Below are 25,311 nucleotides of genomic sequence, written 5' to 3' on the forward strand. Positions count from 1 at the left end.
ATGCGTATCGGTATCTACGGCGGCACCTTCAACCCTATCCACCTGGGGCATCTGTCGCTGGCACAAACAGCCCTCGAAAGCCTTGAACTGGACCTGGTTGTTTTCGTCCCGGCAGGTATCCCACCGCTCAAAGGCACCGACAACCTGGTCAGTGCCGAACATCGATTGCACATGGTCCAGTTGGCGATTGCCGGCAGCTCCCGCTTTTGCATTAGCGACTTTGAAATTTGCCGTGCACAGAAGTCCTTCACCCTGGATACCGTGCGCCATCTGGTTCAACAGTTTCCTGCTGGAAGTGAGTTCTTCTTCATTCTTGGCGATGACTGTATGGCCAATCTGCACCGCTGGAAAGGCATCGATGAACTGCGTGAACACGTGACGTTCGCCCGAGCCCGGCGAACCGGCAGTAATGTGCCGGCACCAACATCTGCGCTACTGACCATTGAAATGCCGCTTCTGGACATCTCATCTACGCAACTGCGCCAGCGCTTGAACACCGGAAAACCGGCCGATGACTTGACCCTGTCGAGCGTCGCCCAATACATACAGCAACATCACTTGTACCGCCCTTCGGTAGACAGCAATACGGAGAACAATAAAAATGAACCCGACTCAACAATCACCCATGCCCAAATCTCCCACGCTCATACCGCTGCTGGATGAACAACTGCGCCTGCAACCGCTGCGCGAACTGCTGGCGACCATCAGCCCTAGGGTCATAGCCTGCAGCGGCGGTATCGACAGCCTGTTACTGGCGACCATTGCCCATCGGCAAAATCCCGCTACGACTGTCGTAGCCCATGCGCTCAGTCCCGCAGTTCCCACAGAGGCGACTGCCCGGGTCAAGGAATGGGCACTTCGTGAGGGCTGGAACCTGCAGCTGGTGTCCTCCGGTGAGTTTCAAAGCGAGGACTATCTAAGCAACCCGGTAAACCGCTGCTACCACTGCAAAAGTCATCTCTACAGCAGCCTCGAACAACTCGCCGCCAACAATACTGGCGGTGCGACGCTGCTCAGTGGTGCCAACCTGGACGACCTCGGCGAATATCGACCGGGGTTGATCGCCGCCGCCGAAAACGCGGTGCGCCACCCCTACATTGAAGCCAGCATCGGCAAACAGATGATCCGCGCGATTGCACGCCACCTGCACCTGCCCTTTGCCGAACTCCCCGCCTCGCCGTGCCTGGCCAGTCGTCTCTACACCGGCACACGCGTGACCGCTGAACGCCTCAAGGCGATCGAGCTGGGCGAAACCCTGATTCGCCAAAGCACGGGGATTGAGGTCGTGCGCTGCCGAATCAGAGAAAACCAAATGTTCATTGAAACAGGCGCGGACGATCGCGAACGGATTTCCACCGAGCTGCTTGGAACAATCTGCGCAGCAGTGCGTCTGGTAGAACCCGAGATCTCCACCGTGGAACTCGACGCCGAACCCTACCGCTCCGGCCGCGCATTTCTGGTATCGCAATCATGAAAACTGTCTATGACTACCAACGTCGTGAGCGACTGGGCATGCCTGAAGCGATTTTTTGCGAAGGCAAGGATGTCGACTCGCTCGACAGAATAATCGAAGAGCTGGCTGGCAGTCCCGAACACCCGGTGCTGTTCACTCGCCTTCAACAAGCCCAGTTCAACCAACTCACCCCTACCCTTGCCGCCCTGCTCGATTACGACAGCCTGTCTGCCACCGGGGTCTTGCATGGCGCGCTGCCCCAGCGCCCCGGCAAGGTTGCAGTGGTCACCGCCGGCACCTCGGATTTACGGGTTGCACTGGAGGCCACACGCACCTTGGGCTTCATGGGTGTCGACTACACCCTGGTCAGCGATGTCGGCGTTGCCGGTATCTGGCGCCTGCTTGAGCGTGTCGAAGACATCAAACACCACGACGTCATTATCGTCGCGGCCGGCATGGATGCAGCCCTGCCTACCGTCATGGCCGGCCTGGTGGGTAAATGCGTCATCGGTGTTCCCACCTCGGTTGGATATGGCGTGGCCGCCGGTGGGCAAACGGCATTGAATGCGATGCTCGCCAGCTGTGGACAAGGTGTGCTGGTCACCAACATCGACAACGGATTCGGCGCGGCCTGTGCGGCTGTGCGCATCCTCAATGCATTTAATCCGGTGTCATCGATATGAACCAGACCTCCATCGTATTGCGCACCCCATCCGGGCTGAGCGGTGACATGCTGGTGACCGGTCTCAGTCGCCTCGCCAATGTGTCGGATCAGCAACTGAGCGACATGCTCGACAGCATCGGGCTCGATAGCCTGCATGGCGTGCTGTCAGTCAAACCGCATATCGTCAAAGGCATTTCCGGCTGGCACGCTCACATTGACTTGCCCCAGGAGCATGCTCACCGAACCCTGCAGACCATTCTCGATTTGATCGACGCCAGCCAAATGGAACCGGCAGCCAAGCAACTGGCTGCGCAGACGTTCATTTACCTTGGCAAGGCTGAAGCGAAAATCCACAACATCGACCTCGAGAAAATCGCCTTTCACGAGGTCGGTGCGCTCGATAGCATTCTGGATATTTGCCTCAGCGCTGCGCTATTCACCCAGATTGCCCCGGCCAACTTTTATTGCAGCCCCCTGCCCGTATGCGACGGAGTGATTCGTTGCGAGCACGGTGTACTCGCAAGTCCGGCGCCCGCGGTGCAAGAGATGTTGCGCAATGTGCCTGTTTACGGCATTCCATCGCGCGGTGAAACGATCACGCCAACCGCCATGGCATTCCTGCAAGCCGCCGGGGCGCAGTTCGGCCTCTGGCCAGAGGCCCAGGTTCAGGATGTGGTGCGTTCATATGGTGGTCGTGTTTTGCACGGCGTACCCAACGGCGCAATATTTTGCCTGGTTGAAGAGCCAGCACCGGCCATTGTGTCTGCGCCATCCATTACCGAACAACTCTTTGCCGGTGTCAGCGGTGAATTCCGCGCCGTCGTCGAAAGTACCGAAGACGGTATTGTCGCCGGGCTTGGCTTGCTGGACCCAACCCTGGCTCCGGCCAACGCCGGCCGCTGGCGAGTGATGGCCAGCGAAGGCCAACAGGTCGCAGCCGGCACGGTACTCGTTGAAATCACTGGCAGCGCCGCAGAAATCGGCATTGCCGAAGACTATGTGGTGGGTCCGCTGGGCTTTGCCAGCGGCATCGCAACCCGCGCCGCCGTCTTCAAGGCGGCCTGCCCTCAAGGCCTGTCGATTGCCTGCGGTGGCTGGAAGAAGCTGCCCGCCGCGTTGAAGCCGACACTACGTGCCGGCCTGGCCGCCGTAGGCTTGTTGCCCCGTCTGGTCGAAGGCGACTTTGTCTACGTCAATAAAAACTCGGTCACCATGCTCGGCGGCGTTGCCGACGCGATACGGGCAGGCATCGCGGTAGGTCACGGCCCCGTAGCGGTCCAAGTCAAGACAGTCGAGGAAGCCTTGTTCGCGGCCACCACCGGTGCCGGCGTGATCATGGTCGATACCGGCAATCTCGACGATCTGGGTGCTATTGACCGGGCCTTATGCGATGCCAATCTGCGCACCGCAATCACCTTGGCCTTTGGTGGCGGTGTGCGTCTTGAAGACCTGCACACCGCCCAGCAATTAGGCGCACAAGCCGTCGATGTCGGCCGCGCCATTCTCGATGCACCTTTGCTTGATCTACGCCTTCGCGTGATCGCACAAAATACAACAACCCAGTCTTAATTGGAGCCAACATGCGCTTACTAACCAAACTGTTCTCTGCTGCTGTTCTGTTCGTTCCAGCGGTGGCATTTGCCCACCCGGGCCATGACGCCTCAGGCGCACTTGCTGGGTTGTCACATCCTCTGACGGGGCTAGATCATCTACTGGCAATGCTTGCCGTCGGCTTATGGGCATCCCAGCAAAAAGGCAATTTACGCTGGGCTCTGCCAGTGACATTCGTCGCGATGATGCTCGTTGGCGGATGGCTCGGCTTTGAAGGATTGAACATTCCTTACCTTGAAACCGGTATCGCCACTTCAGTCTTGGCACTGGGGCTGTTGGTGTCAGTGGCACTGCGCCCGCCAGTAGGGCTGGCCGTTGCCATGACCGCGCTTTTTGCAATGGCTCATGGTGTAGCTCACGGGCTTGAACTGCCAACCCAGGCTAGCCCATGGTCTTATGCAACAGGCTTTGTTTGCGCAACCAGCGCCCTGCATGCGCTGGGTTATGCCGCTGCTCGAGCACTGCCACAAGCGGCAGCGCCCCTCGTGCGCCTGGCCGGCATGCTGTCGGCAGCTGCTGGCGTGTGGTTGTTGGCTGGCGCGTAATCCCTCGCCCTTCACGGAAAAAGGAGCTGACATGCAATATGTAAATCTGGGCCAGAGCGGCCTCAAGGTTTCTCGGCTTTGCCTGGGCTGCATGACCTACGGTGAGCCGGGACGCGGTACGCACGGATGGACCATGGATGAAGCATCCAGCCGCCCTTTACTGCGTCAGGCGATCGAGCTTGGGATCAACTTCTTCGATACCGCCAATGGTTACTCGGACGGTACCAGCGAGGAAATCGTCGGTCGGGCCCTCAAAGACTTTGGTGTGCGTGAGGATTTTGTACTCGCCACCAAGGTGTACACCCCGATGCGCAAGGCGCCCAACAGTGGCGGGCTCTCGCGTAAAGCGATCATGCAATCGATTGACGACAGCTTGAGGCGACTGGGAACGGATTATGTCGACCTTTATCAGATTCACCGCTGGGACTATCACACCCCGATAGAAGAAACCCTCGAAGCGCTGCACGATATCGTCAAGGCCGGGAAAGTCCGCTACATCGGCGCCTCGTCGATGTACGCCTGGCAATTCGCCAAGGCGTTGTACACCGCAGAGCGCCATGGCTGGACGCGCTTTATCAGCATGCAGAACCATCTCAACCTGCTCAATCGTGAGGAGGAGCGGGAAATGCTGCCGCTCTGTGCCGCGGAAGGTGTAGGGGTAATCCCGTGGAGTCCCCTGGCACGTGGGCGTCTGACTCGGGACTGGAATGCCAGCAGTGAGCGCCAACAAAATGATGCCTTCGGCCGCACGCTGTATCAACAGACCGAGGAAGCCGACAGACGTGTTATCGAAGCGGTCGCACAAGTGGCCGAGCGCCGAGGCACCACGCGTGCGCAAGTCGCCATGGCCTGGTTGGCGCAAAAGTCGCAAGTCACGGCTCCCATCATCGGCGCCTCGAAGGTTGAACACCTCAATGATGCAGTCGCTGCGCTGACGCTGTCGTTGGATGCCAGTGAACGTGAGGAGTTGGAAGCAGCTTACATCCCACACTCCGTTGTAGGCTTCCAATAGGTTTGCCTGGGTTCCCGCTCGCACACCGGTGTGAGTGGGGACATTTTTAGTTTGGGGATTTATTCGTGACTAAAGAAATTGAGGCGCACCGCCTGTTGCTGGAAAACTATCCACACCACCTGCAGATCGAAACTCAGTTTAGCGACATGGATGTTCATGGCCATATCAATAATCTATCGATCGGGCGTTATCTTGAAAGTGCCCGCGCCCGCTTCCAGATCGCTGTTTATGCCGGAAAAAAACTGTTTCAGCGCGATGCCGACTACGCGATGCTTCTGGTTGAAAGCAATATTCGCTTTCTGGCCGAATGCAATTTCCCGGATCCGGTCATAGTCGGTACCGCGTTGGGACGAATCGGCAACAGCTCTTATCAATTTCAGCACGGACTTTTTCAGAAGGGAATCTGCGTGGCCTTGGGCGAAGCAGTGATGGTATGCGCCCAACACGGCAAGCCAGTGGCCGTACCAGACGATGTTCGTGAACACATGCAGCCGATGTTGATTCGTGGTGCCCATTAGTAATCAATCCCCTCAATCCTGAAGATGAGCGGGGGCATCCCGTGGATGCCCCTTGGCACGTGGGCGTCTGACTCGCGATTGGGAATCGCCAGCAGTGCGTGGATCGCCGACGCATCATCTACGCCGAGAAGCGCCACCCGCAAAATTTCGGGTTAAGTGGTTTACTGGGTGTCGAGTCTAAATCAACGCAGCCAACGCCGGAACCTCAGCCAGTGCTCGCAAGGCATCATTGAGATGGGTACACCCCAGCTCCCGGCGGAGCGCCACCGGCACCTGTTGGCGCAACTGGCACAGCGGCACGCCGATCAGGCGTGTGACATTGCCAGCCGCCGCCGGGCACTCCTGGTATGGCAGGACCCTTGGCTGCGCCATCAGGCCGAGGATTTTTCCACTGCATGCATCAGCAGTCGCTTGCAGGCCATATTCATGCACCGCGATACGCCCACCGTCGGGGCTACTGGCGCTGTCCTGAAACATGGCGTCGATCTGCAGACGGCCATCTTCGCGCCACACATCGATACGACGCGCCCGGCGCATGTTCACACCGTTGCTCCCCGGCAGCTTGTGCCAGCCCGGCGGGTCATCCGGGTGCGCAAGCGCGGAAACTGCCCTGGCGTCATGCAATTCGCCGCGAATATCGGTAATGGCCGAGGAGCCTTCGGCAAATCCGGTGCACACGCCGGTCATGCGGCTACGACGCTGCTCCAGCGCCAGAGCATCGGAACTCGGAATAAATTGGCTCAACCAGCCATCCCCCCAACGCGACCAGGCCCAATTGGCCACCAGGCTGGCACCCGCCAGGTCGTCGAGCAGCAGGTATAAGGGCGTACTGTTGGCCAGGTCCTCGGCCAGTGCGTCATCGAGGGCTTTGCGCAGTTGGCTGCCGGCATTGAGCCCAACCAGCGCGGCGGTCGCTGGCCGAGCCGGCACGGTGCTGAGTCGGACTATCTCACGCTCGTTGCTAACCACTGCCTCGAAGCGCTGCAAGGCCAGGATCTGCGGTGCACTGTCGGGGCCATCACTGTAGATGTCACGGGCAATTCCGTGAAAATGTCCGGCGCTCCCGTAACCCTGCGGCCAGAACACGTCGATCGATGAGGTACGCCTGACGGAGGCCGGTCGACGCAGGGGAGCATGGCCTAAAGGGCCAAGTGTACGGGCCAGTAAATCACTCATGGGTTGCTCCAGTTATGGGTCTTGTTCGAGGAACTCATCAATGAGGGCTGCCAGCTCGTGTGGTGCATCATGCTGCAGGTTGTGGCCGGCAGCGTCCAACAGCACCGCTCGCGAATCGGTAACGCAATCAAAGCGGCGCTGCAATGTCGCCTCATGCTCTTTGAAGGCCTGGGTGACGAACGAGTCCGCACCGCGCACGAACAGCACTCGGGCAGTGATTTGGGACAGCAAGGTCTCAAACTGCTCAGGATGCGGAAAAATCGGAATGAAACTGAAGGTTTTGACGTCGGCCGCAATGCGCATGCCTCCAGCCGGATCAGGCTCAACAAAGTGCCGGGCAAGAAAATCGGCCTGGGCCTGATCGATGCGCGGATTTTTTCGAAGCATTCGCCGCGCCAGGCTGGCCACATCCGGCAAATGTACAGTACGGCCCTCGCCCGGCCGGGCGAGGGAGTCCAGCCAGCTGCCAATACGGGTACCCAGGGTCGCCAGATGGTTTGGAAACGTCCCGAAGCCTTCGAGGTTGATGAAGCTGCGAATACGTGTGGGTCGGACACCGGCATACACGTTGCAGATGTTGGCGCCCATGCTGTGTGCCACTAGTCGTACCGGCTCATCCGGGCTGACCTGATCGAGAAAGGCTTCGAGATCGGCCAGGTACTCGGTGAAGGCGTAGTGTGCACGCCGTTCGCTCAATCCAAAACCGGCCCAATCGGGCGCGATAATGTTCCAGTCCTGCTGCAACTGGTCGACCAAAAATTGCCAGGTGGCCGAATTGTCCATCCAGCCATGCAGCAACACGAGCAGTGGTGCGTGCGGTGAGCCCCAACGGCGCAGGTGGAGGCGACTTCCGCGCACCTCGATATATTCCGAGCGTGATACGCGCTTCGCGCAGTAATCTCTTGTGTCCTCGGAACACATCCCGGTCGAAGACAGGGTTTCAATCACAGCACTCTCCTCAATGAAATGGCACCCTAGCGAATATCATAGCGCGCTAACAACATAATGATACACATGTTTAAAGCGCTGCCCTGATGGTGAAGCTTGATGCGTATTAGTTCAAATGATATACATGATTAAAGCTTTCCCCCCGCCACCACAGAAAACAACAAGGAATACTGGCACATGAAGATCCAAGCAGCCTTGGCGTTCGCCAGCAACGGCCCCCTGAGTATCGAAACGGTTGAAATGGCCGAGCCCGGCCCCCAACAGATCATGGTCAGAGTGGTCGCCACCGGACTGTGCCATACCGACCTCAACGTACTGGCGAACCCGGCAATGCCCTGGCCTGTGCTGTTCGGTCATGAAGGCGCTGGCGTCGTTGAAAAGGTTGGCAGCCAAGTGAGTAAAGTGGCAGTAGGTGATCACGTCATCATGACCACCTCGTCCTGTGGCAAGTGCCCGTCATGCCTGACCGCCAATCCCTCCTACTGCACCAGCTTTCGCGCGTTGAACATGTCCGGCGGGAAAACCTGCGACGGTGGTTGCACGCACCAGCACGATGCCAAGCCAGTGTTCGCCGGTTTCCTTGGCCAATCTTCGTTCGCCAGCCATTTGCTCACCGGCGAGCGCAACGTGGTCAAGATCGATGCAGATCTGCCGCTGGATGTACTGGCGCCACTGGGCTGCGGTATCCAGACAGGCGCTGGCGCGGTGCTCAATACGCTGCGAGTACGCGCAGGTTCCAGTCTTGTTGTGTTCGGTGCCGGTGGTGTTGGGCTGTCCGCCCTGATGGCGGCAAAGATTGCTGGCTGCAAACAGCTGATCGTGGTCGATAAAGTGCAGAGCCGTCTGGACCTGGCCGAGGAACTGGGTGCCACCCACGTGATCAATGCCGGCAATACCGACGCCGTGGCGGCGATCCAAGAGATCACCGGCGGCGGCGCCGACTATTGCGTCGAGGCGACGGGTGTGCCGGTGGTCATGCAGCAGGCCATCTCTGCCCTAGGCATCGGCGGCAACGTGGTACTGGTCGGCGTGGCCGGCTCCCAGGCCAGCATCTCGTTCAGCCCCACCGATGTGCAAAGCAAGAATATCAAGATCCAGGGCAGCATCATGGCCGGCATCGGCGGCGTACCGGACCTGTTCATCCCGCAATTGATCGGCTATTGGAAGGCTGGCCTGCTCCCTGTGGAAAAACTGATTCGCTACTACTCCTTCGATCAGATCAACCAAGCGATCCACGATGCCCACGACGGCAGCGCGATCAAACCCGTCCTGCGCCTGCCTTGAGGAAGAGACCATGAGCATCGATAACATCAACCACCGCATCGAACGCCTGTTCGCACTTCAACGCGCCAGCCGCGTGGCCCGCAAACAGGAAGGCGCCGACGTCCGCACGGCCAAGCTGGCACGTCTGAAAGACGCCATCGTGGCCCGCATCCCGCAGATTGAACAAGCCCTGTACGAAGACCTGCGCAAGACCCCCAACGGTGGCAAAGGCGGCGAGATCCCCGCGGTGCTGGGTGAAATCACCACGGCCATCGCCCATCTGGATGAATGGATGGCGCCCAAACCCGTTGCCCAATCGTCTTACCTGCCCAACACCGCCGCGCATATCCAGTACGAGCCACGGGGCGTCGTGCTATTGCTGGGCGCCTGGAACTTTCCATTTGCCCTGGTCATGGCGCCCCTGGTGGCAATCATTGCCGCTGGCAACAGCGCCATCGTCAAACCCAATGAGCTGCAGCCAGCCACCTGCGCGGTGATTGCCGAACTGCTCGGGTCGGTATTCGACGAGCAGGACGTGGCCGTGGTGGAAGGCGGTATCGATGTCGCAGAGTCCTTGCAGGAGCTGCCATTTGACCATGTGTTCTTTACCGGCAGTCCGGCTGTGGGCAAGCGGGTCATGGCCGCCGCCGCGCGACATTTGACCTCAGTCACCCTGGAGTTGGGCGGAAAATGCCCGGCCATTCTCGACAGCGGGTATGACCTCAAGGAAGCTGCCGCCAAGGTGGTGGGCGCCAGATTCATGAATGCCGGACAACTGTGCCTGTCAGTGGACCACGTCTGGGTGCCTCGTGCGCACCATGAAGAGTTCTGCACATTATTGGCCGCATTCATCGAGCAGATGTTTTATGTCAATGGCGAGCTGAGCCTTGAGCGCTTGCCGCACATCGTCAACACCCGCAACTTCGAGCGGGTGCTGGGTTATATCGAAGACGCTCGCCAGCGCGGTGCGCGGGTGCTGCGAGGTGGCCAGTCCGAGCCTGAGAGCCTGACCATCCACCCGACGCTGCTGACGGATGTGCCGCTGGACGCGCACATCATGCAGGAAGAGATCTTCGGCCCGTTGCTGCCGGTTCTGGCGTATGACAATCTCGACGAGGTCATTGCGCAAGTCGACAGCACAGGCAAGCCTCTGGCGATGTACATTTTCAGTCACGATCAGACTTTCGTCGACCAGGTATTGCTGGGCACTTCCTCCGGAGGCGTCACGGTCAATAACGTTATGATGCACTTCGTCGAGAAGAACCTGCCGTTCGGTGGGGTGAACGGCAGCGGCATGGGGCGCTACCATGGCAATGCCGGCTTCCTCGAACTGTCCAATGCCCGCTCGGTATTGATCCAGCAGAGCGCCTGAGCACCTTCAAGGAACGATGAACATGGCTCTTGATCCGCAAATGCAAGGTCTGCTGGACGCCTTCGGCGCCCTGAAATTGCCGCCTTATGAGGAATTAACCGCCGAGACCTTCCGGGTCCTGGCGGATGCCAAGCGCGTCACCCGTGGCCAGAGCGAGACCGTAGCCGAGGTCAGTGATCGCCTGATCCCTGGCAACGGTCCGGATATCAAGGTTCGGCTGTATCGGCCACACGCTGAAGGCGTGCTCCCGGCACTGGTGTATTTTCACGGCGGCGGTTTCGTGCTGGGCGATCTGGACAGCCACGACAATCTCTGCCGCGCCCTGAGCAACGGGCTGGGCGCGCTGGTCGTGGCCGTGGATTACCGACGCGCACCGGAAGCCAGGTTCCCGGCGGCATTCGATGACGCATGGGATGCTCTGAAATGGGTGGCCGAGCATGTCGGCGAACTCGCTATCGACCCATCACGACTGATGGTCGGCGGCGACAGTGCCGGCGCTAATCTGGCGGCCAACGTCTGCCTCAAGGCCCGCGATAACAACGGCCCAGCCATTGCGCATCAGTTGTTGTTCTACCCCGTTTGCGATAACGATCTGAGCCGTGACTCCTACCGCGAAATGGGCAGTGGTTATTTCCTTGAGACAGAAATGATGCGCTGGTTCTGGGAGCAGTATCTGGGTGCACCGGAAGATGCCGACAAGCCTTACTGCTGCCCACTCAAGGCCACCGACCTGAGCAACCTGCCGGCCGCGACCCTGGTGGTTGGCGGTTACGACCCACTCAAGGATGAAGGCCTGGCGTACATAGAGCGTCTGGGGCTGGCGGGCAATTCGGTTCACAGCATAGTCTATCCCGGTGCCATTCACGGTTTCATGAGCTACATCGGAATGCTCAAGCTTTCCGATCAGGCCCTGAACGAGACCGTCGATGCACTGCAGACTGCGCTGGCTCGACACTGACCCATAACAAAAACCGACCGCGTGCGGGCAGCTTGAGTTTGAGCTGCCCGCCGTTGAGAAATGCAGCAGTCAGACCAGCTCTTTCAACTTGGTGCCCTCGTCCGCCAACTGCGCAACCTGGACTGCCACGCGCTGCTGGATCAACCGGCGAGCCTGCATGAACTCCGCCGGACGGCCTACGCAGTCGACAGCAATCACCTTCCCGTCCTTGAGGTAAAACGCACTGAACTGACCCTCAGCCGGTGCGCCACGCAAGATGAACTGGTCATGCCCTTCGGACAGGCCAGCCATTTGCAACTTCAACCCATATTGATCCGACCAGAACCAGGGCAAAGCCTCCAACTGCTGTTGCTGCCCACACAGGTTGGCAGCGATGCAACGGGCATGCTCATTGGCGTTGGGCACGGACTCCAGGCGCATGCGCCGACCAAAAAAGCCGCATGGATGGTTAGCGCAGTCTCCGGCGGCATAGATGTGTGGATCGCTGGTCCTGCAGCCGTTGTCGATACGGATACCATTTTCCAGCGCCAAGCCGGCCTGCTCGGCCAGTTCAGTGTTTGGAATCAGCCCCACACCGACGATCACTTGATCGGCTGCAATGACCCGGCCATCGTCCAGCAGCACCGCTGCGACTTTCTTGCCCGTGGCGTCGGCCTGGAAGCCGACGACCGCCGCATTGGTCATCACATTCACGCCGTGACGGCGATGAAGTTTCTCGTAGAACTCCGACAGTTGCGGTGCCGTGACTCTGGCCAGCACTCGCTCGGCCTGTTCCAGCACGGTAACAACCTGCCCCGATTCGCTGGCGACTGCCGCCACTTCCAGCCCAACGTAACCTCCGCCGACGATGACCAGATGCTGTCCGACTTGCATCGCTTCGCGAATGGCCAACACATCCTGTTGAGTGCGCAAAACATCAATACCCGTCAGTTCAGACCCCGGCAATGCCAGGCGTCGCGCCCTTCCGCCGGTGGCCAGCACCAACTTGCCGTAACCCAGGCGACTGCCATCGTCCAACTCGACCTGACGCAAATCCGGCAACACCCGCACCACCCGGGTGCTCAGCCGGGTTTCGATCGAAGCTTGCTCGTAGGCAGTCGCTGGCCACAGCTGCAGCGACTCGAGGGAGACCTCGCCACGCAAGAACTGCTTGGATAGTGGGGGACGCTGGTAAGGCAATACCGGTTCATCACTGATCAGCAGCACACTACCCGCGAACCCCTGCTGACGCAGGGCAAACGCCGTTTGTGCGGCGGCCTGCCCGCCACCGACGATCAGCACCTCATAGACCTTGGTTGACCCGGACATCTCTGTGCTCCCTTGATGAATTGGCTCTTGTTCAAATCACAATAATCATCTATAAGATACAAATCAATAGCAGTGAATCAAACACTGATACTCAACTGCCGATTTATCTCAACCCGCCAACAAGCCAACAAGAAGAGGCTCAACAATGAAACTAGGTGATATCGATGTGTCCGACTCTGGCGTTTTTGAACGCGGCGTTCCCTATGAATACTTTGCCTTCCTGCGCAAGGAACACCCGGTAAGCTGGCAGTCACGCGCCGATGGCAGCGGATTCTGGTCGGTGACGCGCTACAAGGACATCATGGAGGTAGAGAACAACGTCGAAGTGTTCAGCTCGGAAACAGGCGTATCGCCTCTCGACGTTCCCGAAGAGGTACTGGCCGCAACCGTCGGCAAAATGATCATCCTCTCCGACCCACCGCGCCATGGCACACTGCGCAAGCTGATCATGAGCGGCTTCACCCCCAAGGCCATCTCGAAGATCGAGGAACGCATCCGCCAATTGGCGGTGGAATCCATTGACGCAATCATCGAGAAGGGCAGCTGTGACTTCCATGACTTGGCCGCGCACATGCCCATCGAAGTGGTTGCCGACCTGCTAGGTGTACCCGCCGAGGATCGGCAGAATCTGTTCAACTGGGCCAACGCCATGTTCGGCGGCGAAGACCCGCGCGTCGCCCCCGTGGGCGGCATGCACAAGGCGCAACAAGACATGTTCGCCTACGCCATGCAACTGGCGGTCAAGCGTCGCGCGCAGCCTGAGGACGACGTTTTCAGCCTGGTGGCCAATGCCCAGCAGGATGGCGAGATGCTGTCCGAGTTCGATCTCGGTTGCTTCTTCCTGATTCTCGCCACTGCCGGTAACGAGACCACCCGCACCCAAATCGTCCACGGTGCCAAGCTGCTGATCGAGAACCCCGAGGCCGCCCAGGCGCTGCGCGAAGACCTGACATTGCTGCCCAACGCAATCGAGGAAATGCTGCGCGTTACCACGCCGGCGCTGTGCTTTGCACGCAAGGCCAAGGCCGATTACGAACTCGGCGGGCATACCATCAAGGCCGGCGACAAGGTCGTGATGTGGTATTGCTCGGGCAACCGGGACGAAACCGTTTTCAGCGAGCCAGACAAGTTCGATGTCCGCCGCACCAATGCCCGCGAGCACTTGTCCTTCGGGCACAAAACCGGCATCCATCGCTGCCTCGGCGCCATGCTGGCACGCTCCGAACTGGTAGCCATGTTCAAGGAACTCGTCACTCGCATGCCGGATATCCAGCTGGACGGTGAAGTGGAGCGCCTGCGCTCGAACTTCACCAATGGCATCAACCACATGCCGGTGCGCTTCAGCCCGGGCAAACCGGTGAACGCTGACGCCAGTGTGAGCTTCTATGCCTCCAATGCTTGCCCTGGCGCAGGCCCGCAAACCTGCCCATTTACCGGCGCCACTGCCTGATTGCATTCATCCCACAACAAAAAGGAACACAACGATGAGCATCACCCTCACCCACCTGGCCACCGCTACGCTGAAACTGGGTACCCCAAGTTACCTTCCCAACACCCCGCGCGGCACCCGCGCCATCGTCGACGTGCTGTCGGCGCAATGGGAAGGCGAACGCCTCAATGCCACGCTCAAGCCTGTTGCAGCGGCCGACTGGGCACTGGTGACTGCAGACGGCACCTTGCATATCGATGTGCGCTGCACCCTGGAAACCCATGACGGTGCGCTGATCCATGTCAGTTATACCGGTCGTGCGAGCGTCGGTCCCGAAGGCACTTCACCCGTCATGATCACACCGACCTTTGAAACCGGCGACAGCCGCTATGCCTGGCTGAACAAAGTCCAGGCCATCGGCCGCGGCATCAAGGGCGAGAACGACACTTTGATCTACGACATCTATCAGGCGAACTGATTGCCATGAACCAGCCCCTGCCAAACACCGTTTCCCTCGCTGGCACAGGTAGCGATGCGCGCGGCCTGAAACTGACTGCGCAATTCATCGCCGTGGCCACCGATTGCGTTACCCGGGTGGGGCTGGACAAAGTCTCAATGGACGACATCGCCCGGGCCACAGGGCTTTCCCGGGCGACACTGTATCGCCGTTATGGCAGCAAGGAAGGCTTGTTTGCGGCTGTGCTCGATGCGCAATCACGCCCTATGGAAGCCAAGGTCCAACAGATCCTGACCGGGCCCGGCTCGCTGCCAGAGCGGATCGCCCGGTTCGTCTGTTGGGCAGTCCTGGAAGTTCCCCGAAATGCTCTGCTCAAGAGCCTGCTCGACAGCGGCGTATCGCGCAGCGGCATTGAGCTGTTCAGTTCGGTCTTTCGCGCCAAGATCAGTCGTATCCTGCTGCCGGTAATCGGCGCAGCCAAGGCCCGCGGAGAACTGCGTGCCGAACTGGATGTCGAGGAAATGATCGAGTGGCTGGTTCGCCAGCTCCTGCAGATCAAGGCCAGCGATGACTGGACCGAAGAGCGCCTGCGCCATCACCTGGATACCTTTGTGCTGCCGGTGCTGATCCCGCCGATTGCTCGCCCCGAGCCCTGCACCGATGGCGTCGAATTGCGCCTGGCCCGACTTGAAGCGAGGTTGCTGGAAGTCCATCAACTGGTGGCTCTGCTTCGTCAGGAAATCACCATTCATACCCCTCTATAAAGACGACGGACACAAACCGATGCCAACCCTCACCTACATCGAAGCCAACGGAACCGCACATGCCGTGCAAGGCAGCGAAGGCAGCAACCTGATGGAGATTGCGGTCGCCAATCTGATACCCGGGATTCTGGGCGACTGTGGCGGTACCTGCAGCTGCGCAACCTGCCACACCTATGTCGACCCGGACTGGGTGGCACGCGTACCGGCTGCCACCGACGAGGAACTTGAAATCCTCGACGGCGCCCTGGACGTCCGGGACAACAGCCGCCTGGCGTGCCAGATGATACTGACCGAAGCCCTGGACGGGCTGGTGGTGCGTATACCGGTACGTCAATTCTGAGGAGTGGGGTCGACTATTACACCGCTACAGCCATTGTCATGAGCGAATCAACAGGCTGTGAAGCATCCGCGTCACCTCCACCAAGGTGCTTTCATCCCCCAGATAGTGCGGGCGCTCCATTGCAATGGAGCGCACCAGCAGATGCAGTGTGCGACAAAACAGATAGAGGGACTTGTCAGGATCGCTGACCTGGATGTGCCCGCTGAAACGGTCGAAGAGCACCCTGGCAGAACCATCCAGTGGCGGCAGGTAGATATCATCCTTGGGGAGCAGTCGCAGCTGCTCGTAATAGCGCACCTGCCGATTGTTGGTTTCGGGGTCAAGCAAATGCAGCCGATTGCGCATGGCCAGCGAATGGCGGGTGATCAGGTAAATGCCGTCGAACAGTGAAGCATCGGCGGGCAGCTCAAGCATATCCGCGTGCATCCGCCGCCCTACATCCTCGCAATAGTCGGCAAACAGCAGATCCACCAGGCTGTCCATGCTGGGAAAGTATTCGTAGATCGAACTGGCCGCGACACCGGAAAACTCCGACAAGCGGAGCAAGGTCAGGGCAGGACGCCCTTCTTGCTCAAGCAGGCGCCGCCCGGCTTCCTTGAGCGCGGCGACCAATGCCTCCGATCGTGCCTGACTCGGCCGCTTGCGCAATTGACCGAAGTGCTCAAGGGCCTGACTGGACTCAGCCAATTGGGCGACCTGCGGGATGGGGTCGCCTGAAGGGGTGAGGGTGCGAGGAATGTATCCCATATTCAAGCCTTCTGCCTGACGCTTCGGGGGAGAACCCGGAGGAGCGTACCGAGTTCTTTTTTAACTTCTTGTATTTCAACAACTTAGTCAAACGTTGCGCTGCCTGATTTCCGGATAGGGACTAATCAGCTAGACGAATATCATGAAAACACGCTGGAGACAAAAACGACAGTGCCTGCTTGAGGTTACCGCCATGCACCACAACTACGACCTGATACTCAAAGGCGGCCGAGTGATCGACCCGGCCGCCCGACTCGATGGCATTCGCGACTTGGCCATCAAGGCTGGGCGCATCGTCGCCATCGAGACCCACCTTGACCCCAGCCTGGCCACCGAAGTGATCGACGTCCGCCAACAGCTGGTCATCCCCGGCATGATCGATCCGCATGCCCATATTTTCCGCTTCATTACTGGTGTTTTGGGCATGGACGCCGACTGGGTGGGGGTGCAGTCGGGTGTCACGACATTGGTGGAGCAAGGCGGCGTCAGTGCCGCCACCCTCCCCGGCTTTGTTGAGTATGTCGTCAAGGCCAAGGCCAACCGCGTTCATGCGTTTCTTGCACCCTATGCGGCCGGCGGTGTCGGCGGATTTTCCTACCCGGACCAATTCACCCCCGGCACCATAGATATCGAAGCCACGCTCAAGGCGTTCGAAGCGCACCCGAAGGTGGCCAAGGGCATGAAGTTCTGGGCCGAGCAAGCGAGCCTGCTGAAGTTCGGCGACGCTTCGATTCGAAAGGTTCGCACCATCGTCGACGAAGTCCAGGTACCGATGTACGTGCACATGGGCGAACTATGGCGCCTGCCCGCTGAAGTCCACGCACAATTTCCGGCTGAGCGGGTGATGGAAACCATACTGCCGTTCATGCGCCCCGGCGATGTGTTTGCCCATGCCTATACCGATCGTCTGGGTGGTTTTTTCAACGCTGACGGCTCGGTGCGTTCGCTGGTCCGCCAAGCCATCGCCAGCGGCATCCACATCGACCTGGGTTACGGTGCGGCGACCAACTTCAACCTCGTACGCCAAGGCCTGGAACAAGACTTCCTGCCGCAGACACTAGGTGCAGACATCCACGCCTATAACACCGCGATCAAGGATCCACACATTGATACCGGCGGACGCGGCCGTTTCAACGGCCATCCCGGCGTGGCCGCCGGCATGAACCTGTTGATGGCCTTTGGCGTACCACTGGAGCAGGTCATTCCCATGGCCACCTGTAACCCGGCGCGAATCTTTCTACGTGAGCAGGACGGCGTCGGCACTCTGGCCATTGGCGCCGCAGCCGATATCACGGTACTCGATGACTTGCGCGGGCGCTGGCGTCTGACCGATACAGCGAATGACGAGGTGATCACCGAACGCCTGGTGCACCCCAGCTTTTGCATCAAGAACGGGCAATATCACGCCGCCAACTCAACGCTGTTATCGTTGCCGGAGGAAGTCGAATGAATGGCCTGTATGCCGAGGATTTCGCCGACCTGCTCGAACCCTCGGCGATTCTGAATGCCGAACAGGCCGCCCAGCGCAGCGTTGCTCCCAGCCGGCCTGGACAGGCACTGCAGGTACGTTGTCTGCTGCGCCCGAACAGCACCGAACAAGTCAGCGCAATCCTCAACCGCTGCCATGCTGCCGGCCAGCCAGTTACAGTGCTGGGCGGCCTGGGTGGCGGTGGCGGATTCAGCCATGCCCACGAAGTGGCGATTTCCACAGAGCGCATGAATGCCATCGAGCACATCGATTCCCGCGCCAGTACCGCCCTGGTACAGGCCGGCTGTGTGCTGCAAACATTGCATGAACAATTGCAGCCACTTGGTTTGAGTTATGGCGTCGACTACGGTGGTCGTGGGTCGGCCACCCTGGGCGGGAACATTGCAACCAATGCCGGCGGCAGTCAGGTGCTGCGCTACGGCATGACCCGCGAACAAGTGCTTGGCCTGGAAGTGGTGTTGGCCGATGGCACCGTATTGTCGTCGCTCAACCGCATGCTGAAAAACAATGCGGGCTACGACCTCAAGCAACTGTTCATCGGCAGCGAAGGCACCCTGGGCATCGTTACTCGCGCAGTCGTACGCCTGCGCCCGCTCCCCGTGAGCCAGAACACTGCCCTGCTGGCATTACCGGGTTTTGACCAGGTCACCGCACTGCTTGCCCATTGCCAGCGCAACTTTCCCGGTAGCCTGACGGGCTTCGAGGTGATGTGGAAGGGTTTCTACTGCGGCGCAGTGCAGAACCATGTCGCACCGCTGCCCGCCGAACAACCTTTTTATGTCCTGGTGGAGACCAGCGGCGCAGATCCACTGCGCGATCGCGAGCACTTCGAGATCATCATGCAGCAGGCTTTGGAGCACGAGTGGGCAGTCGATGCCGTACTGGCCAGCTCCCAGGCTCAGCGCAATGCACTGTGGGAGGTACGTGAGCGGGTCATGTGGATCATGTCCGCACCTGACTGGCATGTGTTCGATATCAGCCTGGCACCTTCGGCGATGTCAGATTACCTGCGCACCATCGAGCAAGAGTTGGCCAGCCACTGGCCAAATGCCGAACTGGTGGTGTTCGGCCATATCGCTGACGGCAATCTGCATGTATTCGTGCGTTTCCCCGAAAAAATGCCGCAGCAAACCTACGAACAACTCTGCGCACTGCTGTATCCACCCTTAACGCCCTTGGGCGGATCCATGGCTGCCGAACACGGGGTTGGCCAGAGCAAGGTTGCCCACCTGCACTATTCGCGTACACCGGAGGAAATCGCGCTGATGCGTCTGCTCAAGCGCAGCCTCGATCCCTTGAATATCCTGAACCCCGGCCGGGTGCTAAGCACCCGGCCGCTTACCTGAGTATTCCCTGATGCAAATCGATATGAGTAGCCGCGTAGCCCTGATCACCGGCGGCAGCAAGGGCCTGGGTTTTGCCACCGCAGAGCGCTTCATACGCAGTGGTGCACAAGTCGCGGTCATCGCCCGCGACTCCGTGCAATTGGCTTCAGCAGTCGAACGTCTCAATGCCCTTGCGCCCGGCCAGGCTGCCGGATTTACCTGCGACGTGACTCAGGCCGATCAGATCGAATCAACCTTCGCTGCCGTCCAGGCACGCTTCGACAAGGTCGATATCCTGCTCAACAACGCCGGCGAACATGCCCATGGTGAATTCGAGACACTGACCGATGCCCAGTGGCAACACGACCTGGACCTCAAGCTGTTCCCGGTCATCCGTTTCAGCCGGCTGGCCCTGCCGGGCATGAAGCAGCGACGCTGGGGACGCATCCTCAATAGCATCAATGTGTTTGCCAAGGCGCCGCGCGCCAATACCGCGCCGACCTGCGTCAGCCGCGCAGCGACCATGGCACTGACCAAGGCCCTCGCCGGGGAGTGCGCCCCCTACAATGTACTGATCAATGCCCTGGCCATCGGAATCATCGAAAGTGACCAGTTCCACCGAAGCTATGTCAACAGCGGCAGCGACCAATCGTACGATCAATACGTGCAGGCCAAGGCCATCAGCCTGGGAATCCCCCTGCAACGTGCCGGAAAACCTCGGGAGTTCGCCGATCTGGCCTGCTTCCTTGCAAGCGAAGCAGGCTCCTTCATAACCGGCAGCGTCATCAATGTCGACGGCGGCATGTGCCCGGTGGTGTAAGCATGGCTCGAATGAACCTACAAAGGGCTGTCACGATCAAGGACCTGGCCACTCTTGCCCGTCAACGAATCCCAGGCTTTGCCTTTGATTACCTGGACAGCGGTGCCGGCGACGATGCAGGTGTACAGCGCAACGCCCGCGCTTTCGAACAGGTGTTGCTCAAGCCCCGCTACCTGCGAGGTCTGAACGCACAGAAGGTGAATACAGCCACCGAACTTTTCGGCCAGACCTACGCCTGGCCTTTCGGCATTGCCCCCACCGGGATGAACCAATTGATTTGGCCCAGCGCCGATCACGATCTGGGCCTGCTCGCCGAGCAGACCGCAATACCGATCGTCAACAGCACCTTGGCGACCCTGAGCGTGGACAAACTCGCGGCGCTCGCCCCCTCGCATACCTGGTTCCAACTGTATTCGCGCAACGACCGGGCGTTGAATCGTGAACTGCTGCGCAAAGCCTGGGAGGCTGGGGTAAAGGTGCTTGTGGTGACTGCAGACCTTCCCAGCTCCCCCAATCGCAACCGCGATGCCCGAAACGGCTTTGGGGTCACCACGTTTCGCATGACCCCTCGCACGGTAGCCGCCGCACTCAGGCGTCCGCTGTGGTTATGGCACTGGTTGCGTCAAGGGCGTCTGAGCTTCGAAAACCTCAGTCATCTGGTCGGAACCGGCAGCGGCAATCCGGTGCTGGCGGCTTTGGCTCGGCAAACCAAACAGGACCTGAGTTGGAGCGACCTGGACGACTTGCGTCAGGACTGGCCCGGCCATCTGGTGGTCAAGGGCATCGTGGATGCGAACGACGCACGAGCCTGTGTCGAACAGGGCGCCGACGGAGTCTGGGTGTCGAACCATGGTGGCCGTCAGCTGGAGTCCGCGCCTGCGGCATTGGACTGTCTCGTAGCGGTTGCCGATGAGGTCGGTCAATGCACCAAGGTGCTCTTCGACAGCGGTGTGCGCAGCGGCGAGGACGTGGTCAAGGCCCTCGCGCTGGGGGCCGATTTCGTTTTCAGTGGTCGCAGCTTTCTCTATGGTTGTGGCGCCGCCGGGGCGAGCGGCGCACAGAAAGTCCGCGATCTCTACACCCGCGACATCGCCCGCACCCTGGCTCAGATCGGCTGCCCCTCAGTGGCGGTATTGGACAGAAGCTGGGTATTCGAACCACAGGGCAACAAACTCACAGCTGCGACATAACAATCGGAGGCAACGGAACCGAACATGCTGTGCAAGGCTGCGAAGGCAGCAACCACGCGTCGCGGCAGCCACCGACGAGGAACTTGAAATCCTCGACGGCGCCCTGGACACCCAGGACAACAGCCGCCTGGCGTGCCAGGCGGTACTGACCGAAGCCCTGGACGGGCTGGTAGTGCAGATACCGCAACGTCAGTTTTGAGTCGATCTGTGCGTCACGTAACCTTCAGTGATATGCACCGTAGCAGGACTTACCATTGAGCATTGCCTAGTGAACCGACTGAACGGTCAGGGCCCGGATACGAGCCCTGACAGTAGAAAATCACTGCACAGGTATCAGGTGCACGCGCTGGCGATGCTTCAGATCGAGCTGGATTTCACCCGTACCACCAGTCGTTGCAACCAGCACCTGATCATCTGCATCACAGCGATAGGCTTGCCCAGGTCGCAAACCGCTGAAGCACAGCGGGAAACGGCCCGGTTCACATCCCGGCACCAGCTCCAGCTCCAACACCCGGCCATCACTGACCGCCAATGCCACCAACACCTGCGGATAGGGCACATGGCTCAAACGCGGTCCCTCACGCCAAATTTTTGGTAATGCGATATTGGCCATACGGTACCAGGCCCCCGGCGACGCAAAACGCGCCATGGCTGCGGTCAGATTGGCAGTGGTCGATCCCGGATAACGCAAAGCACCCTCGACATTTTCCGCTGGCAGCGCGTCATAACGCTTGCGAGCGAACTCATAGACCTCCCTATCTCCCATCTCCTGAGCAACCACCATCAACAGAGGATAGAACGCCCTACCGTCCTCACTCTTGCGGTAATTACCAGCATCGAGACCATCGCCCTTGCCCATCGGGACAATCTCTTGCTCCCCATACTTGAAAAACTCACGGCGTACCTGCTCCCAGCCACGAGCAGCAAGATCTGGAGCAAACATGTTTCGCATCCAAAGATTGCCCGCGATGATCTTCAAACCACCGCCACCAAGGGCGAACCCGACTCGATTGGCATAGATCAGATTCTGTCCTCCGTCGGCGCGGGTGAACTCTTGCTCCAGACGTTGACGGAACAGAGGCATCAGGCTGGCCGCATGATCAGTCCCATGCATCTGATCAAACAGCTTGAGACCGGCAATACCTTGCTCATTGCAGTAGGCGAACACCCAGTTGGGCTCGCATGGAAACAGGCACATCGCTCCCTTCTTGAAGTTGCGCCGCAGTGTGTTGACGATCTTCGGGTAATCGTAGAAGTAAGTCTTTCGGTTACTCCAACGAAACGGTAGTGAACCCGGAGCATCAAAGCGCTTGTCACCGCTACTGACTTGATGCGCCCCCAGGGTCAAACCAAACCAACCGGAGATCATAATGTTCTCACGCACCATGGGATCAGGATTGATCCGCCCATTGCCCCAGAGGTTTTCCCAGAACCAGTACTTCCACACACGCAGGTCGGTCATTTTGGTGATCGCATTACGCTGAGCCTGATCGACATAGCCGTCAAAGGCTGGCAAGCGCGTGGTACGCAGCACCGACAAAGCATTTGCGATGGCGTACAGCTGATAGCGCCAGGCAGCCTCACGGAACTGATCAATAGTGGTGAACCCATCGAATTGATCCAGCGGCTGCAATGCCAGATCAAGCGTAAATCGCAGAGCACCGAGATCAGTATCCGTGAGAGGCTCGGCAACCTCGTAGCGGCTCGACGGAGCTGGAGCATCCACGGTCATCAGATGGCGATTGAGCTTGTGCACCACTGCCAACTGCTGCTTCAGGCGCTTGCTACCACCCAACAAACGTAGACTTATCAGACCCAAGGTCAACAAGGGCACAACATATTGAGCGAAATCCCAGTGCCCACTCTTGGCCAGGATGCCGGCAAGCACTGCAGAGCCGAGCCATACCAGCACTGGTGCGACAAAGGCTCCAATCAGTAGCCACATCAGCAGACTGACGATGAATATGATTGGAGTAAGAACGAACAAAATCGGGTTGGCGCTATAGAGAAAACCTGCTCCCGGAAAGAACAGGCCCAGCCCGAATCCACTCCAGAAAGCTCCCGGACCAAATTGACAGAGCACCAACCCGAGCAACATCGCGGCGCTCCAAATCAGAAGCGAACGGCGTTGTGCCCTTCGAGTAATCGGTCCTGCCAAACCGCGTTGCTCATCGAACAACGGCAGCTTCAGTCGCGCTGTACTCACTTCATCCTCAGCGGCCTGACCAGGCTTTGCCAGTACATTCATCGACTATTCAACTCCCTACAACGGAACTTCAAATGAATACCACGACAAGAACTGCTCGTCAGTGGTAGTAGTCAGTCATTGCCCAGAGCGCGGCAGAAACTGCCCGCCTGGTTGAGCAAATCGGACACAAAGGAGAAAGCGAGTGGATCAAGGATCAGCGCTTCAATGTGATGCCAGTGCCAAGCCAGCAAGCTGAAAGAGATCGCAGCGCAAGCGAAAGCCAACACATTCAACCAGGTGCTCTGCCGCGCCTTATCCCAAAGCCAGATCAACTGCGAAACCAGCATTGCCGTGAAAATGCAGCACCCCATACAATCTCCACGTAAGAACATCGACGGCACTCCATGGACGTCCAGGACGCCAGTCGCCTGGCGTGCCGGGTCGTACTGACCAAAATCCTGGACAGTCTGGTGTTGCAGATTTCGCAACATCAGTTCTGAGCCACTGCCACCATTGTCAGGCTGCGGCGTGGCAATAGCGCGGCAGCGCCCCAGGCCAGCACGCAGAACAACGTAATGACGGCAAATGACACATTGAAGGCATCGGCGTTCAGATAGCTGCTACCGGGATTGAGCGAATCGGGGACTCGGTGTGCGGCAAAGATCATCGAATAGAGCTGCGCGCCAATGGCCATGAACGTCATGCGTATTACCTGAGTCAGGCCGTTGATCTCGCTGATCCGCTCTTTTGGTGCCTCTTCGGCGATCAGGTTGGGAATTGCGCTGAAAGCCATCGCAGCACCAATGCCATTGATGGCGACGATCAGGGCAATGAACCAGAAACTGTCATGATGAAAAGTCAGTGTCGTCCAGCCAACACACATAAACGTCAAGGCGATCAACATCGCGCGGCGTGCGCCATGGCGTCCAGCGATACTCCCAGCCCAAGGTGAAGCGAATACCGCGACCAACGACGAAGGTAACTTGAGTAACGCGGCCATGGTTGCCGCCAATCCCAACCCTGCACCCGTCGCCACCGGTTGCTGCAAAAGAGGAAAGAGCACCAGGGCAAAGTGCATGACCCCCAGGCCTATAAGGGCGTGGATCAAGTTAGTCAGTACCAACTGCCGGTTGCTGAACAACCGCACATCGATCAACGGGTTGGCATGCCGCGCCTCATACCAGCCCCAGAACCCCAGCAGCAGCACACTGCCAAGACCAAGGCCAAGCAAGCGCGAGTCCTGCCAGCCCCACGTGGCGCCCTTGCTCAAGGCAAACAGCAAACCGGCGATGCCCGGAGCGAACAACAACCCACCAACGATATCCAGTTCCTGGTTTCTCGCTGGCCGGACGGACGCCGGCAGCAACAGCAAGACCAATAGCAGGCACAATGCGGCAACTGCACTGCTGATATAGAAGATCCAATGCCAATTGAGATAATCAATGATCAGGCCACCGCACACAAAGGCGATGCCGGCAGCGGTCGAGGCCGTACCGGCGACGATGCCGATACACAACGGTACCCGGGGGGCAGGCACATGCTCCTGAACCAGGCCGAAACACAGCGGCAGGATCGCCGCCGACACGCCCTGGATGCCTCGGCCGATGATCAGCCCTGTCAGGCTGTCGGAGCAGGCACTGATCAACGAGCCGAGCAGTGCCAGCAGCGACATTGCGATCAATACCCGGCTGCGACCGAAAATGTCTCCGAGACGACCACCGATGGCTGGCGCCG

Annotated in this window: 25 protein-coding genes; 18 read left to right on the plus strand and 7 right to left on the minus strand. The window is 59.2% G+C overall.

From position 1 onward, the window contains the following. The 7 genes from nadD (at nt 1) to PMI22_RS18285 (ending at nt 5,803) form a co-directional block, all read left to right on the plus strand. On the plus strand, nt 1-663 hold the full coding sequence (gene nadD / locus PMI22_RS18310; protein WP_007945017.1) for a nicotinate-nucleotide adenylyltransferase: 663 nt from the start codon (nt 1-3) through the stop codon (nt 661-663). Next, a complete protein-coding gene (locus tag PMI22_RS18305) occupies nt 626-1,474 on the plus strand; it encodes an ATPase (protein ID WP_202949209.1) in 849 nt (282 codons plus the stop codon). The genes nadD and PMI22_RS18305 overlap by 38 nt, the downstream gene beginning before the upstream one ends. Beyond that, on the plus strand, nt 1,471-2,136 hold the full coding sequence (gene larB / locus PMI22_RS18300; RefSeq protein WP_007945019.1) for a nickel pincer cofactor biosynthesis protein LarB: 666 nt from the start codon (nt 1,471-1,473) through the stop codon (nt 2,134-2,136). Before PMI22_RS18305 ends, larB begins: the two co-directional genes overlap by 4 nt. Continuing rightward, a complete protein-coding gene (larC, locus tag PMI22_RS29950; protein ID WP_007945020.1) occupies nt 2,133-3,686 on the plus strand; it encodes a nickel insertion protein in 1,554 nt (517 codons plus the stop codon). The genes larB and larC overlap by 4 nt, the downstream gene beginning before the upstream one ends. 11 nt (nt 3,687-3,697) lie before the next feature. Next, nucleotides 3,698-4,273: a HupE/UreJ family protein gene (locus PMI22_RS18295; RefSeq protein ID WP_007945021.1), complete on the plus strand. Its 576-nt coding sequence runs from the start codon at nt 3,698-3,700 to the stop codon at nt 4,271-4,273. 31 nt (nt 4,274-4,304) lie between these two features. Beyond that, the gene (locus PMI22_RS18290) at nt 4,305-5,285 is read left to right on the plus strand and encodes an aldo/keto reductase (RefSeq protein WP_007945022.1); all 981 of its coding nucleotides are present in this window, start codon (nt 4,305-4,307) and stop codon (nt 5,283-5,285) included. Between the two features lie 65 nt (nt 5,286-5,350). Continuing rightward, nucleotides 5,351-5,803, plus strand: coding sequence for an acyl-CoA thioesterase (locus tag PMI22_RS18285; RefSeq protein WP_007945023.1), 453 nt, complete (start codon nt 5,351-5,353; stop codon nt 5,801-5,803). A 177-nt stretch (nt 5,804-5,980) separates the two neighbouring features. On the opposite strand, the gene PMI22_RS18280 is transcribed toward PMI22_RS18285, so the two are convergent. Together PMI22_RS18280 and PMI22_RS18275 are read right to left on the minus strand one after the other, a co-directional pair. Next, complete coding sequence (locus PMI22_RS18280; protein WP_007945025.1) at nt 5,981-6,979, minus strand: DUF2889 domain-containing protein; 999 nt, start codon at nt 6,977-6,979, stop codon at nt 5,981-5,983. A 12-nt stretch (nt 6,980-6,991) separates the two neighbouring features. Beyond that, entirely contained in the window at nt 6,992-7,927 is a 936-nt protein-coding gene (locus PMI22_RS18275; RefSeq protein WP_007945026.1) for an alpha/beta fold hydrolase, read from the minus strand. A 177-nt stretch (nt 7,928-8,104) separates the two neighbouring features. Between PMI22_RS18275 and PMI22_RS18270 the strand changes: the two genes are divergently transcribed. Genes PMI22_RS18270 through PMI22_RS18260 form a run of 3 tightly spaced genes read left to right on the plus strand, consistent with a single transcriptional unit; the run spans nt 8,105 to nt 11,520 of the window. Beyond that, nucleotides 8,105-9,211, plus strand: coding sequence for an NAD(P)-dependent alcohol dehydrogenase (locus tag PMI22_RS18270; RefSeq protein ID WP_007945028.1), 1,107 nt, complete (start codon nt 8,105-8,107; stop codon nt 9,209-9,211). Nucleotides 9,212-9,221: 10 nt separating this feature from the next. Continuing rightward, nucleotides 9,222-10,562 (plus strand): aldehyde dehydrogenase family protein, encoded by a 1,341-nt coding sequence (locus PMI22_RS18265; RefSeq protein WP_007945029.1) that lies wholly within the window; start codon nt 9,222-9,224, stop codon nt 10,560-10,562. Nucleotides 10,563-10,584: 22 nt separating this feature from the next. Continuing rightward, the gene (locus PMI22_RS18260) at nt 10,585-11,520 is read left to right on the plus strand and encodes an alpha/beta hydrolase (protein ID WP_007945030.1); all 936 of its coding nucleotides are present in this window, start codon (nt 10,585-10,587) and stop codon (nt 11,518-11,520) included. A 69-nt stretch (nt 11,521-11,589) separates the two neighbouring features. On the opposite strand, the gene PMI22_RS18255 is transcribed toward PMI22_RS18260, so the two are convergent. Next, nucleotides 11,590-12,828 (minus strand): NAD(P)/FAD-dependent oxidoreductase, encoded by a 1,239-nt coding sequence (locus PMI22_RS18255; protein WP_007945031.1) that lies wholly within the window; start codon nt 12,826-12,828, stop codon nt 11,590-11,592. Nucleotides 12,829-12,973: 145 nt separating this feature from the next. Here PMI22_RS18255 and PMI22_RS18250 point away from each other — a divergent pair, with 145 nt between their 5' ends. Genes PMI22_RS18250 through PMI22_RS18235 form a run of 4 tightly spaced genes read left to right on the plus strand, consistent with a single transcriptional unit; the run spans nt 12,974 to nt 15,818 of the window. Then, nucleotides 12,974-14,278, plus strand: coding sequence for a cytochrome P450 (locus PMI22_RS18250; RefSeq protein WP_007945033.1), 1,305 nt, complete (start codon nt 12,974-12,976; stop codon nt 14,276-14,278). Nucleotides 14,279-14,312: 34 nt separating this feature from the next. Then, the gene (locus PMI22_RS18245; protein WP_007945034.1) at nt 14,313-14,735 is read left to right on the plus strand and encodes a DUF3237 domain-containing protein; all 423 of its coding nucleotides are present in this window, start codon (nt 14,313-14,315) and stop codon (nt 14,733-14,735) included. A 5-nt stretch (nt 14,736-14,740) separates the two neighbouring features. Then, nucleotides 14,741-15,478, plus strand: a complete 738-nt coding sequence (locus PMI22_RS18240; protein ID WP_007945035.1) for a TetR/AcrR family transcriptional regulator — start codon at nt 14,741-14,743, stop codon at nt 15,476-15,478. A gap of 19 nt (nt 15,479-15,497) precedes the next feature. Continuing rightward, nucleotides 15,498-15,818: a 2Fe-2S iron-sulfur cluster-binding protein gene (locus PMI22_RS18235; protein WP_007945036.1), complete on the plus strand. Its 321-nt coding sequence runs from the start codon at nt 15,498-15,500 to the stop codon at nt 15,816-15,818. A gap of 36 nt (nt 15,819-15,854) precedes the next feature. On the opposite strand, the gene PMI22_RS18230 is transcribed toward PMI22_RS18235, so the two are convergent. Further along, nucleotides 15,855-16,565, minus strand: coding sequence for a TetR/AcrR family transcriptional regulator (locus PMI22_RS18230; protein WP_007945037.1), 711 nt, complete (start codon nt 16,563-16,565; stop codon nt 15,855-15,857). Nucleotides 16,566-16,758: 193 nt separating this feature from the next. On the opposite strand from PMI22_RS18230, the gene PMI22_RS18225 reads away from it, so the two are divergent. Genes PMI22_RS18225 through PMI22_RS18210 form a run of 4 tightly spaced genes read left to right on the plus strand, consistent with a single transcriptional unit; the run spans nt 16,759 to nt 21,389 of the window. Beyond that, nucleotides 16,759-18,015, plus strand: a complete 1,257-nt coding sequence (locus PMI22_RS18225) for an amidohydrolase family protein (protein WP_007945038.1) — start codon at nt 16,759-16,761, stop codon at nt 18,013-18,015. Beyond that, complete coding sequence (locus PMI22_RS18220) at nt 18,012-19,400, plus strand: FAD-binding oxidoreductase (RefSeq protein WP_007945039.1); 1,389 nt, start codon at nt 18,012-18,014, stop codon at nt 19,398-19,400. The genes PMI22_RS18225 and PMI22_RS18220 overlap by 4 nt, the downstream gene beginning before the upstream one ends. A 10-nt stretch (nt 19,401-19,410) precedes the next feature. After that, nucleotides 19,411-20,199 carry an SDR family oxidoreductase gene (locus tag PMI22_RS18215; protein WP_007945040.1) on the plus strand — a complete coding sequence of 263 codons (789 nt, stop codon included), beginning with the start codon at nt 19,411-19,413 and terminating at the stop codon, nt 20,197-20,199. An 11-nt stretch (nt 20,200-20,210) separates the two neighbouring features. Beyond that, nucleotides 20,211-21,389: an alpha-hydroxy acid oxidase gene (locus tag PMI22_RS18210; protein ID WP_033049146.1), complete on the plus strand. Its 1,179-nt coding sequence runs from the start codon at nt 20,211-20,213 to the stop codon at nt 21,387-21,389. A gap of 319 nt (nt 21,390-21,708) precedes the next feature. On the opposite strand, the gene PMI22_RS18205 is transcribed toward PMI22_RS18210, so the two are convergent. From PMI22_RS18205 to PMI22_RS18195, 3 genes are all read right to left on the minus strand, one after another. Then, the gene (locus PMI22_RS18205; RefSeq protein WP_033049112.1) at nt 21,709-23,637 is read right to left on the minus strand and encodes a linalool dehydratase/isomerase domain-containing protein; all 1,929 of its coding nucleotides are present in this window, start codon (nt 23,635-23,637) and stop codon (nt 21,709-21,711) included. Between the two features lie 71 nt (nt 23,638-23,708). Then, nucleotides 23,709-23,948: a hypothetical protein gene (locus PMI22_RS18200; RefSeq protein ID WP_007945043.1), complete on the minus strand. Its 240-nt coding sequence runs from the start codon at nt 23,946-23,948 to the stop codon at nt 23,709-23,711. Between the two features lie 119 nt (nt 23,949-24,067). Continuing rightward, nucleotides 24,068-25,311 (minus strand): MFS transporter (locus PMI22_RS18195; protein WP_007945044.1); only part of this gene is annotated, 1,244 nt, incomplete at its 5' end.

The organism is Pseudomonas sp. GM21, assembly GCF_000282215.1.
In the GTDB taxonomy this organism is placed as follows: domain Bacteria; phylum Pseudomonadota; class Gammaproteobacteria; order Pseudomonadales; family Pseudomonadaceae; genus Aquipseudomonas.